Origin of the sequence: Streptomyces sp. NPDC001933 (genome assembly GCF_042890955.1) — a bacterium.
GTDB lineage: Bacteria > Actinomycetota > Actinomycetes > Streptomycetales > Streptomycetaceae > Streptomyces.
On sequence record NZ_JBIASS010000011.1, the window covers coordinates 263,692 to 275,331 of the forward strand.

Below are 11,640 nucleotides of genomic sequence, written 5' to 3' on the forward strand. Positions count from 1 at the left end.
AAAGGGACTTCTGGAGGTCTCGGAGGGTTGGTGGGGGCGTCAGTTGATCCTGATGAGCTTGGCCTTGAGCACGCCGAGCAGTCCGCCGTCGATCGTGACGCCCGTCTTGCCGTTGACGTTCACCGAGCGGCCCTTGATGTTCACGTCGCCCGTACCGGCGTCGAGTGTGATGCCCGACGAGGAGAGGGTCACGGAGCTCAGCGCGCGGGTGCCGCCGCGGGCGTACACCGTCACCGCGATCTCGCTCCGCCGTTCGTCCAGGGTGACTTCGAGCCGCTTGTCGCCGGTGGCCAGCCGGACACCGGACGGTCCGCGCGGGGCGTCCAGCAGCTCCAGCCGGTTGCCCGAACGGGACACCAGCGACCGGCGGTTGACCTTTCCGCTGGTCGGGTCGACGAGCGGCACGTCGTGCGGCGAGGGCTTGTCGACCCCGTTGTAGAGGCCGCCCAGCACATAGGGACTGTCCAGCAGCCCCTGCTCGAACCCGACGAGCACCTCGTCGTTGACCTCGGGGCTGAACACCCCGCCGCCGCCCTGGCCACCCCACTGCACCGTCCGGACCCAGTCGGTCACATAGGTGTCGTCGAGCCAGGGGAACTTCAGCCGGACCCAGCCCCGTTCGGTCTTGCCCTCCCGGATGTCGGTGACCACACCGATCGCCAGCCCCGGCATGCGCGGGCCGCGCGAGGACGCGTCGGAGCCACTGGTCAGTCCCGCCAGCGAGCGGTCGGGCGCCGCGCTCACCAGCACGGTGGTGCGGTAGCCACCGTTCGGTTCGAGCACGTGGTGCACGGCGGTCGCCGTGTAGCGCCCGGCGAACGCGGGCCCGACGTTGCCGAGGGCCACCGGCAGGCCCGCCCGCAGCTGCGGGTTGCCCTCGGCGACCGCCTCGATCTCGCCGAAGCCGGAGCTCACCGAGGCGGCCACCGATCCGGCCACGGCGGTGGCCTCGGCCTGGGTCCGGTACGGGGTGTCGGCGACCGTCATCCGCGCGTTCGGGCCGAACGCCCCGGCGGCCAGCGACGGGCTCAACCCGGGGGACACGGTGTCGCTGCGGATGGACTGCTCGCGGGCCACCAGCCGGGTCTTGGTGTCGACGTTCCAGCCGCGCACCTCCACGCTGTCCGCCCCGTCCGCACCGGTCAGCACGGCCCGCAGGGCCAGCAGGTTGCGCCCGTACTCCAGAACCATCGGGTGGCGGGTGGCGGAAGTGGCGGGCGAGGGTGCCGAGGAGGCGGGCTTCGGCTTCACGAACTGCAACAGCCCCTTGTCGTCCACCCGTACGTGCGCACCGCTCTCGCCCGCGAGGTACTGGAGGAACTCCCAGTCGGAGACGTTGGGCTGGGTCAGCTGCTTGTACGTGATCGGGGCGGCCTCGATCTTTCCGCAGGCCAGCCCGGCACCCGAGGCGACCTTGCGGACGATGTCGGCGGTCTTCATGTTGCGGAAGGCCACCACCTTCCGGCCGCGCTGGAGCCGGTGGGCCTTGGAGAAGGCCCGGACCACCGTGAACGAACCGGTGGTGTCGCTGTCCAGCTCGACGGCGGTGACCTCACCGGTGAACAGCCGCTCGCGCACCCGCTCCTGCACGGTGACCACCGAGATCTTCACCGGGGTACCGATGGTGATTCCGGTGGCGGTGAGCAGCTTGTGATCGGGGTCCCGGTACATCAGCACGGCGGTGTCCGGCAGGCCGACGTTCTCGTCGACCACGCAGCTCACCAGCTGGGCCGCCCAGGCGGCGGGCAGCTCACCGGGGGCCTCGACGATCGGATCCGCGGCGAAGGATCGGCCGGCGGCGGTCATCGGCCACCCTCCGGGGTGTGGTCTTCCAGTCCGGGCACGACCAGCTCCCTGCCGGGTATCAACTGCATCGGGTCGTCGACGTCGTTGGCCTCGGCGATGGTGCGCCACGCGGTGGCGTCGCCGTACTCCCGCCACGCGAGCAGCGGCAGGCTGTCACCTGCGACCACCCGGTGGGTACGGCGCGCCTCCCGCGAGCCCGAGGTGGGGTTCTGCCCGGCCGGATCGACGCTCGCCTCCTCGATCGAGAGCGAGCAGGTGGCGCGCAGCGGCTTTCCGTCGACGTCGAACAAGGTGTACGAGACGGAGAGGTTGGACATAACGCCGTCGAACGAGGTCGTCTTCGACGTGCCCCAGTCGAAGCGGACCCAGGGGCTGGCGGGCGTCTTGCGGGCCAGGCTGCTCGGGGTGGGCACACAGGCCGTCATGAGCTGTTCCACCGCCTTCTCCACCGAGTTGTCATGGGTGGCGGTGGCGTCCAGGAAGACCTCCAGGGACAACGACCGGGGCCCGCTGCCCACGAACTCGGGCAGCGCGGACTGCCCGGCCATCCGGGACGGCGTGCGCCGCCACTCGGTGCTCTTACTCAGCGACAGCTTCGCGGGGTTGAACTGCAACGTGAGCCGGGCGAGGCTCCCGCCCGGTTTGGCGCCGACGGTCGTCGGCGGTTCCATGATGGTCAGCTGGGCGCGGGCACGGCTCGTACGGACAGCGGGTGACATTGCGCTCCTCCTTCCCGAATCTTCTCTGCTACCTGCGGCTACTGCCGTGCGCGATATGGAACATGACGGCTCATCAGGACGGTTCCAGGCCCTCGTGCGCGATCTCCAGGGTCTCGATCGCCGCCTGGGAGTTGGCGGGGTCGAAGGACGGCCCCTGCCAGCGGACCGGCACGATGCCGTGCACCTGCCAGCTGATGATGCGGCTGAGGTCCGGGCGGAGCGCGACGATCTCGCCGTCCTTGGGCTCGACCCGCTGGATCGTCTCGTTCAGCCATCGCGCGATCTTGAGCGTGTCGGCGGTGACGGGGCGGGTCAGTGTGATGTTGGTCCAGGTGATCCGCCCCGGCAGCTGCCAGGTGAAGCCGTTGTTGCCGCCCTCGGCGTACTGCTCCATCTCCACCTCGGCGCCCAGACCCGAGCAGGTGTGGAAGGCCCCCAGGTCGCTGCCTCCGATGACGAGCTTGAAGAACACACTCGTCGCGAAGATGTTGTCCGTCATGTGCTTCTCTTCTTCTCTGCTGTTGCCACGTACGTTGCGGAGGGGGCCGGAGCGTTGTCAGCGACGGCCGTCGTACGGCCGTCCGGTACGTTCCCGCCCTCTGCGCAGGTCCGCGCGGATCAGGCGGCTCACCGGATCGATCAGCCGGCGGGCCAGTTCCTCGATGTCCGCCCCGGTGACCCGGTGTGCGGCCGGCGGGTCCGCGGTGGCCGAGGCGTCCGGTCCGGTCGAGGCGGTCCTGCCCGGCGGCTCGGCGCGCTTCACCGGGGCCGCCCGTACCGGAACGCCGGTGATCCCGGCGTCGGCCGCCGCGCGCTGGAGCACCTCGGCGGTGGCGGCGGAGGCACGGGCCCCGGCAGCCGGAGGCGGACTCGGGACCGGCGTCGGATTCGGAGGCGGAGTCTGTGCGCGTTGTGGAATCCGTACCGCCAGGGCCGGAGGTCCGGTGGGCGCGGACATGGCGGACTCGGGCACCGGTCCGGTGGTCGCAGGGGCGGCCGATTCCGGCACCACCGGGAAAGCCATCCGCTGTACGGGTACGGCGGTTGCTCCTGGCCGGCCGGTCCCGGGCGGATGCGGGCGCACGACCGGGACCGGCCGGGCAGCGGACGGCGCGGACGTCACGGCGGACGGCATGGACGGGACATCGGACGGCGTGGACGGGACGTCGGGTACGGGGCGGCGTGGCGCCGGGGGCGGTGGCGGTGCGGAGTGTGACTTTGCGGGGCTCTGCCCCGGGGGGTGTACGTCCGACCGCGAGGGTGGCGTTGTCACGCTGCCGCGCGGCGAACGTTGTACGAGCCGCAGGAGCGAGCGGGCCGCCGCCGGTCCACGACCGGGGCGCGGGTCGGGCTTGGTCCTGCTTCCGGTTTCGGTCCTGGATTCGGTACCGGTCCTGGATTCGGTTCCGGCTCCGGCGCCGGTACGCGTAACGCGGCCGGGGGCACCGGCGGGGGTACGGTCCGAGGGCGTACCGCTGCTCGGGATGGTGCCGGTCGAGGGGCTTGCGGACACGAGGCGTTGGACGGTCCCACCCGGCCCCGCGCCACCGGGCGTCGGCCCGCCGGGAGCCGAGGGCCGGGGTGCGGCATCCGGCTGTGTCCGGTGTTCCCCGGTACGCGCGTTCCCGCGCGCCGGCGACGGCGACGCGTCACGCCCGGACTGCTGTGCATCACGGCGCCAGGTGGCTGCCACGACCGGCCGGGCCGTGCTGCCCGCCGTCGTGGGCGCCGAGAAGCCCTCGGCTGAGCCGGTGCTCACGTCCAGGGCCCTGCCCGCGAGGAGAGCCCGCGAGCGCTGAACGACGGATGCCGATCCCCCGGGGCCGGCCGCAGCCCCGGCTGCCGGTCCCTTCTCCCGCTCCGGGGTGATCCTCCGGACACGTACCGGCCCAGCGGGAGCGGAAGGAGACACGGACGGGGGCGGGGCACTGAGGGGGGTGTTCGGACGTGTGGTGTCTGCCGCGCGCTGGACGGCGGCAGGTTCCGGCGTGGACGCGCCGGGCCGAGCGGGCGCTCCGGACGAGCGCACCGGCATCTCGGCAGACGTGTTGAGGGCCTTCGACGCCGGATCGGCCGGTGCCGGTGCCGAGGAGGAGAGCTGGAGCGGGGCCGCCCCGGGCCCTCCCGCCGACGCCGTGTTCGGCCGAGGGCCCGCGCTTCCCGGTTGCGCCCTGCGGCGGTCACCGAGCAGCGGTGCGTCGCTCCGGAGCCTGGCGGTCGACGGAAGCGAGGTGAGCGGGGCACCGATACCGCCACGGGTGCGAGCCGGTGAACCGGACACATCCGGCTGAGACGGCCGCGAAGGTTGTGACGGCTGAAGTGGCTGAGGTGGCTGTGACAAGTGCGGAGCCTGCGACGGCTGCGACGACTGCGGAGCCTGGGTCTTCGGAACTCGGCCGTCCAGGGGCGGCGGCTGACGCACCGACGGCTTCGCCGCCTCCGGCGACGGTGTGTTCGCCGCAGGGGCTGCCGTCTCCGACGCCTGGCGTTGCAACACGGGCATGCCCACCGGCTCTTGCCCTGCCGGGGCGGAAGGCACAACCCCGCCCGGCACCGTCGTGTCGGCGGCGACCGCCCCGATGGGCAGCTCCCGCAGGGGCTTGCCCAGAGCGGGACGTACCGGTGCGGCAGCCGGCCGATCGGCGGTGTGGTCCGTCGGCAGGGCAGGGGTGGCTGTGGTGTCGGCGGTGGCGACGGGAGTGGCCGGTACGGAAGGCTCGGAAGCCTCGGGCGGCAGGATCCCGGCGATCTGCCGCAACGCCATCGCCGGACGCCGGGCCGTGATCAGGGGCGGGGCGGTCCGCCGAGGGCGTACGGCGGCGGGCCGGGCGCGCTGGAGCGAAACCGGTGCCGATGATGCGATGCCCTCGTGCTGCTGCGACGCCGACGCGGCGACCGGCCCCCGAGCCGCGTCCGTTCCCGCAGCCGAGGCCGTTCCCCGAGCCACGTCCGTTCCCGGAGCAGAGGCCTTTCCCGACGCCGCGTCCGTTCCCGGAGCCGAGGCCGACGGCGTACCGCTCGCCCGCGCCGTGCTCCTCGCCGGGGCCGCCCCTGCCGTGGATTCCCGCGTGGTCGAACCGCCGCCGCGGCTCTGCCGCACCGGTGTCCCGCTCCCGGAGGAGCGAGTGGTCGTCGCACCGCCGGACCTCTGAACGGTCTCGGTAGCCGGCCTCCCACCCGCCGCGGATTCCGCCTCCCCGTCCGTCCCGGTCCGGGCGGCACGCAGCAGCAGCGGTCCGCCGGGAGCAGTGGACCGCGCGCCGCCCGGACGGGCGACGCCGTGGATCAGGCCCACCGGTGCGGACGGCAGCACGGCATGGCCGAGTTCGCCCGCGAACGCGAGGTTCTGCCACGAGGCGAGGCCGTCCCGGAACCGCAGACCGTCGCTCACCCCGATCGAGGACCGGGCGACGGTCACCGCCGGCGGTGCGACCCGCCGCCAGCCACCGTCCCAGCCGCCGTCCTGGCCACCATCCCCGGCGCCACCCGGGCCGCTGTCCCGCGGACCGGCCCCGCTGTCGCTCCGGCCGGCCTCCGGTTCCTGAGTGCCGGCGGCAGCGACGGAGCCGGAGCCGGCCACGTCCCCGTCCCTGGAGGGCGTTGGGGACTGCCGGCGGTCCCCTCGGCGGAACCAGTTCCCGAGACCCACACGATCACCCGCCTTCGTTGACGCGGGTGTTGATCCGCGCTATCTCCCGTACCCACTCCTGACGCTCGGCGTGGGTGAGGTCGAGGATGTCCTCTCGTGGCCAATGGAAGTGGTAGGCGACGTACGCGATCTCCTCCCGCAACCGGGGAAGCGCGTACGTCACTATTCCCCCAGGCGCCCACCCGAGAGGTCCACCTCGAACGATCCGTGGCACAGCGGACAGGTCACCGCGGCGTGCGTGTGCCCCTCGCTGTTGATCCGGCGGTAGAAGTCCTGGAGGAACGCCACATCCGTGGCGTACATCCGCTCGACGACCCCGGCGTGCACATCGGTGATGGTGCCGAGCTGGGTGATCACCTGACTCAGCAGCACCACCGACAGGTACGCCGGGTTCTCCTTCACCCGCAGGTCGATCTGCGGGCGCAGCTCGTCCCGTGCCGTCGCGAGCCGCATCGAGCCGCGCCGGTGGACCTGGCCCTCGTCGTCCACGTATCCGCGCGGGAGCTCGAACTCGAACTCCGAACGCATCGCCTGCTGGTCACGGGCCGGCGGCGGCGCGGGAGCCGCCTCCTCGCGTGCGGCGGGCTGGGTGGACGCGAGGCTGTCGAGGACTTCGTCGAGCCCGCCCGACGTAACGGTCCTGCGCCTCATTCGACGACGATCTCCTCGAAGGTGATGGTCACCGACTCGGTGGCGGCACTGGACTCGCCGGCCTTCAGCGAGGGCCCCTCCCACTTGCTGGCCCAGCCCTGCATCAGCTGGATGCGCCGGACCGTCTCACCCTTCGAGTCCTTGATCTCGATGGTCAGGTTCTGGCGCGCGGTGTCGACCGCACCGTTGTTGAGCGTCTCCTTGATCCATTTGGTGAACTCGCTGCTCTTGTCGAGCCCGCGGGTGATCGTCACCTCGCCCGCCTGGCGTGCGCCGGGCTGCTTGCGGATGATCTGCTTGCCCTCGGCGGTCACTTGACGGACCTCGACGACTTCCTCCTCGACAGTCAATCCGCTGATCTCTTGGATCGACTCGACGAGATAGCCGCCCAGCTGCACGCCGAAGACGTGGGTGGAAAGAGCGTCGCCCTCTGCCATGACTCTGTGTCACCTGTTCCGTTCGGGGACCCTGTCGGGTCACTCGTTGACGAGGCTCGTGCTGTCGGAGAACTGCGCGAGGCGGAAGATCACGAACTCCGCGGGCTTCACCGGAGCCACGCCGATCTCGCACACGACCTGGCCGAGGTCGATCGACTCCTGCGGATTGTTGTCGCGGTCGCACTTGACGTAGAACGCTTCCTCGGCCGTGCGGCCGAAGAGCGCACCGCGGCGCCACTCCTCGGTGAGGAAGGCGGTGACGTTGCGCCGGATGCTCGACCAGAGACGGTCGTCGTTCGGCTCGAACACCACCCACTGGGTGCCCAGGAGGATCGACTCCTCCAGGTAGTTGAAGAGGCGGCGCACGTTGAGGTAGCGCCAGGCCGGGTCGGACGAGAGGGTGCGCGCGCCCCAGATCCGGATGCCGCGCCCGGGGAAGGCGCGCACGCAGTTGACCCCGATCGGGTTCAGCAGGTCCTGCTCGCCCTTGCTGAGGCGGATCTCCAGGTCCAGCGCGCCGCGGATGACCTCGTTGGCGGGGGCCTTGTGCACACCGCGCTCGCCGTCGCTGCGTGCCCAGACGCCCGCGACGTGACCGCTCGGCGGCACCAGGGCGTTCTGGCCGGTCGCCGGGTCGAAGACCTTGAGCCACGGGTAGTACACGGTGGCGTAGCGCGAGTCGTATCCGGCGTCGTCGTTGCGCCAGGTACGGACCCGCTGGGCGTTCATGCCCGGCGGGGTGTCCAGGACGGCGACCCGGTCGCCCATCTGCTCGCAGTGCGAGATCACCGCCAGCTGCACGGCCTTGACGCCGTCGGCGTCGATCTCCCCGCGCTGGTAGGCGCTCATCAGGTCCGGGACGGCGACCATGGTGATCTCGTCGATCGCTTCGAGTCCCGCGAACCCGGTGCGGGCGGCGGCGTCACCGACGTACTCGGACGGGTCGAGCCGTGCGACACCGGCTCCGGGGGCGGCAGCGGCGGCCGCGAGGGCGAGGCTCTGGTTCTCGGGGCGGGTCTGGGCCGCGCCGGGCTGCTCGGTGACCTCGATGAGCTTGGACTGGCGGGCCTGGGTGACGAGATAGCCCTTGACGTTCTTGCGGCTGGAGACGTCGTAGGTCTCCACGACCTTGCCGGCCTGCCGCACCAGCAGCCGGAACCGGTCCTCCGGAGGGTTCTCGCCCTCGGTGTCGGTGACCTCGACGGAGAGGTCGGCGCCCGCGCCGGGCCGCGCGGAGACCTGGAACCCTCCGAGGGCGGCGGGCGTGGCCGGCCCGGCCACGGACTGCTGCGTCTGGTCCTGCGCGGGGCCGCCGATGCGCACGATGTAGGCCGCGCCGCCGCCGTTGGCGAAGTAGCCGTAGACCGCGGGGGTCAGATAGGTGCCGGCGGTGAAGGTGCCGAAGGTCTGGACGTACTGGTCCCAGTTGGTCACCAGCGTCGGCTGGTGGAAGGGGCCGGACTCCGCGAAACCGACGAAGGCTGCGACCGCGGTGCCGACTCCCTCGATGGGCCGCGCACCGGACTGCACCTCCTCCACGTAAACACCCGGGGTGAGGTACGACGGCATGCTCGCTCCTTCGCGTGGTCATTCGTTCGTCGCCGAGTCTTCCCCGGCGGCGGTGGCGGACAGTAGGTCTCAAGGTCCTGGGCACGGGGCAAGGGTGCTGCCTTCCCAGGCACCCGCGGGGCAGGAAACGCTTCCCTTTGCGGGCCGGGCCCGACGGCCGGAACATTCTCTGTTCCAGCCATGTGACACCGGTGTGAACAGTGGATCTCCGGAAGGCGCTCACCGGGGCAACGGCCGATGCCCCCGAGGAGAATTCGGGCGCCCGGCCGCCGGTGTCGCACAGGCGGAAATCAGCCATAATTGTCGGGCCCCGACGGCTCTGTCGGGCTTTGGTGACCGAATCCGGTCCTTGACCGCCCCTCCTCACCTCTTAATGTGCGCAGGGGAAGGAAACCGTCAAAGACCGGCAAGCCGGTTTTCCCTGGAACGAGATCTCTGCTGTTCTCATCTCCCGTGGAGGAAGCAGGAGGCCAGACGCTTTGTTCCTACGGTGCGAGGTCGCTCAGCACACCGCTGACATTGAGCACCTGATGGCATTCGGAAGCCTGAGTTCCGGTCGCCGGGGTGCCGGGTTTGTTGCAGGTCACGGATGCGGTGACGGTGTCGTTCTGCTGAATCTGGATGGGGGTGACCCAGTGATAGTCCTGGTTGCGGAAAGTCTCCAGTGCGATGGTGGTGATCTTCCGTTCCCCGAAGGAGATCGTCAGCACCCCTTCGTCGCCCTGGAAGTTCGCCACCACGATGTCCGTGATTCCGAATACCTTGCCCTCCGGAACCTGGTAGGTCCCCTTCTTCTCGCCGCCGGACCGGGTCTGCACATCGATCGTCGCCGAGCTCTGCTGGGTACCGCCGGTCCCGCCGTCCGCTCCCGAACTGGAACCTCCCGAGCCGGCGCCCCCGGAGCCGTTCGGCTTGCCCTTCCCGTCACCCTTCTCCTGCCCCTGGCCGCCGGTCGGGTCACCCGTGCCGCCCGCCGCCGCGTCCTGTTTCCCGCCGGGGGGCGTCTTCTCCTGCGCGGCCTCGTTCGCCGCCTGCTTCGCGGTGCTCCGCACCGCGGGCCTCACCAGCGCGAACCACGCGAGCAACAGTGCCAGCAGCGCGGCCAGGACGATCAGCAACCAGCGGGGCAGCACCGGCAGTTGGGAGAACTCACCGGGCAGCGTCTCGGAGCGGCCGGGCTGCTCACCGTCGGTGCCCCCTTCGGTGGTCTCGGCAGCCTCGACCTCGAACGGCCAGGCGACCGGCTGCCCGAACCAGATCAGTTTCCGGGCCCGGAGCCGCAGGCCCACCTCGGCGGACTCGCCCGGTTCCAGGCGCCGTTGGCCCTCGGTGAAGGCCAGGCGGAGTTCCTCCCCGGCCTGCTTGCCGGTGAGAGCGACATCGACCGCGGTGTTTCCCCTGTTCTGCACCGCGGCCCGGAAGCGGGCGCCCAGCCAGCCGGAGCGTCGGCGCGGGTCGAGCTCCGCCCGGAGTTCGTGGAAGGGCCCGACGACCACCGTGGCCTCGGGAACCGCCACCGACTCGGGGTGCTCGGCGGGCAGGACGCGGACGCCCAGGGGTATCTCGCCGGCCCGGACCTCGTGGGATCTGGGCGGCGCGAGCCGTACGGTCACCACTTCGGAGGTGCCCGGGTAGAGGGACACGCGGGCCGGCTCGACGGTGCTCCAAGCGGCGCAGTCGCCGACCACTTCGAGCGTGTACGCCTCGACGATGTCGCCGTCGTTGCGCACGGTCAGGGTCGTCGTCGCTTCGGTGCCGGGCGACACCGTCACCGTGGGCGTTTCGAGTTCGGCAGATGTGGTCACGATGCGACGTTAGGCCGAGCCCCCGGCCGCGCAGCAGAGACGCGAGGGCAACGAACGGGCAGGGGTGGTGCCCCGGCGGCCCAACGGCACGATGTCCCGGCGAGCCCTCCCCGGGCCCGGTCCCCGTGCCGGAGACCCGGGCGGTCGAGATCGGAACCAGGCGTATCGGACGGAAGCAGCTGAGGAAGACAGGCACGCAGAAGAATGACGACGACAGCAGCAGAAACCAACGAACGAGCAGTGGATCGCGGCCTGTTCCGCAGGTCCGCCTCGCCGGCGTACGCCGCCGGCAGAGGCACCCCCGAAGCCCCCGGGGGCAGAGTCTCCGTGGCGGTCTACGCGGAGGACCTGATCCTGCAGACCGGTGTGGTGCACCAATTACGTCCACGGCCCGAGATAGAGCTGATAGCCGATTCCGAGGCGGACCGGGCCCAAGTCTCCCTGGTGGTGGTGGACATGGTGAACGAGCCCACCGTCCAGCTCCTGAACCGCCTCCAGCGCAACACCTCGACCCGTACCGGACTCGTCGTCGGCTTCTTCGAATCGGGTGCGCTCCAGACCATGATCGAGTGCGGTGTCGCCGCCGTGCTGAGGCGCGGGGAGGCCGACCAGGACAGTCTCGTCCACCTGGTGACGGCGATGGCGAACGGAGAAGGGGTGCTGCCGGGCGACCTGCTCGGAAAGCTCCTCACCCATGTCAGCAGCCTTCAGCGCACGGTCCTCGACCCCCGGGGGCTCTCGCTCTCCACCCTCACGACGCGGGAGGCGGAGATGATCAGGCTGGTGTCGGAGGGCTACGGCACCGCGGAGATCGCGCAGAAGACCTCGTACTCCGAACGCACCGTCAAGAACGTGCTGCACGAAGTGGCAACCCGCCTCGAACTGCGCAACCGGGCCCATGCCGTCGGCTACGCCATGCGACACGGGCTCATCTGATACCCGGCGCGGGCTCCCGTGCGGACGGCGTGACGACGTCGCCGCACGGGGGCGCGCCGATGCCGGCG

The 11,640-nt window shown here is 71.1% G+C and carries 11 protein-coding genes; 2 read left to right on the top strand and 9 right to left on the bottom strand.

Going from position 1 to position 11,640, the window contains the following annotated elements; translation table 11 throughout:
• Window positions 1-39: 39 nt before the first annotated feature.
• From ACFYY7_RS26410 to ACFYY7_RS26425, 4 genes are all read right to left on the bottom strand, one after another.
• Window positions 40-1,806, bottom strand: coding sequence for a VgrG-related protein (locus ACFYY7_RS26410; RefSeq protein WP_388665113.1), 1,767 nt, complete (start codon window positions 1,804-1,806; stop codon window positions 40-42).
• Window positions 1,803-2,525 carry a LysM peptidoglycan-binding domain-containing protein gene (locus ACFYY7_RS26415; protein ID WP_266728345.1) on the bottom strand — a complete coding sequence of 241 codons (723 nt, stop codon included), beginning with the start codon at window positions 2,523-2,525 and terminating at the stop codon, window positions 1,803-1,805. Before ACFYY7_RS26415 ends, ACFYY7_RS26410 begins: the two co-directional genes overlap by 4 nt.
• Before the next feature lie 73 nt (window positions 2,526-2,598).
• The gene (locus ACFYY7_RS26420) at window positions 2,599-3,024 is read right to left on the bottom strand and encodes a phage tail protein (RefSeq protein WP_072486909.1); all 426 of its coding nucleotides are present in this window, start codon (window positions 3,022-3,024) and stop codon (window positions 2,599-2,601) included.
• 57 nt (window positions 3,025-3,081) lie between these two features.
• Window positions 3,082-3,549, bottom strand: a complete 468-nt coding sequence (locus ACFYY7_RS26425; RefSeq protein WP_388665115.1) for a hypothetical protein — start codon at window positions 3,547-3,549, stop codon at window positions 3,082-3,084.
• 1,663 nt (window positions 3,550-5,212) lie between these two features.
• Here ACFYY7_RS26425 and ACFYY7_RS26430 point away from each other — a divergent pair.
• Window positions 5,213-5,677, top strand: coding sequence for a hypothetical protein (locus tag ACFYY7_RS26430; RefSeq protein ID WP_388665117.1), 465 nt, complete (start codon window positions 5,213-5,215; stop codon window positions 5,675-5,677).
• A gap of 501 nt (window positions 5,678-6,178) precedes the next feature.
• Here the strand turns inward: ACFYY7_RS26430 and ACFYY7_RS26435 are convergent.
• The 5 genes from ACFYY7_RS26435 to ACFYY7_RS26455 form a co-directional block, all read right to left on the bottom strand.
• A complete protein-coding gene (locus ACFYY7_RS26435; RefSeq protein WP_164495324.1) occupies window positions 6,179-6,337 on the bottom strand; it encodes a DUF6760 family protein in 159 nt (52 codons plus the stop codon).
• Window positions 6,337-6,825 carry a hypothetical protein gene (locus ACFYY7_RS26440; protein WP_388665119.1) on the bottom strand — a complete coding sequence of 163 codons (489 nt, stop codon included), beginning with the start codon at window positions 6,823-6,825 and terminating at the stop codon, window positions 6,337-6,339. Before ACFYY7_RS26440 ends, ACFYY7_RS26435 begins: the two co-directional genes overlap by 1 nt.
• Entirely contained in the window at window positions 6,822-7,262 is a 441-nt protein-coding gene (locus ACFYY7_RS26445; protein ID WP_072486912.1) for a phage tail protein, read from the bottom strand. Before ACFYY7_RS26445 ends, ACFYY7_RS26440 begins: the two co-directional genes overlap by 4 nt.
• A gap of 39 nt (window positions 7,263-7,301) precedes the next feature.
• Window positions 7,302-8,831 carry a phage tail sheath family protein gene (locus ACFYY7_RS26450; protein ID WP_388665120.1) on the bottom strand — a complete coding sequence of 510 codons (1,530 nt, stop codon included), beginning with the start codon at window positions 8,829-8,831 and terminating at the stop codon, window positions 7,302-7,304.
• A 485-nt stretch (window positions 8,832-9,316) separates the two neighbouring features.
• Entirely contained in the window at window positions 9,317-10,636 is a 1,320-nt protein-coding gene (locus ACFYY7_RS26455) for a hydrolytic protein (protein WP_388665122.1), read from the bottom strand.
• Between the two features lie 204 nt (window positions 10,637-10,840).
• On the opposite strand from ACFYY7_RS26455, the gene ACFYY7_RS26460 reads away from it, so the two are divergent.
• Complete coding sequence (locus tag ACFYY7_RS26460) at window positions 10,841-11,572, top strand: response regulator transcription factor (RefSeq protein ID WP_388665124.1); 732 nt, start codon at window positions 10,841-10,843, stop codon at window positions 11,570-11,572.
• Window positions 11,573-11,640: the final 68 nt, after the last annotated feature.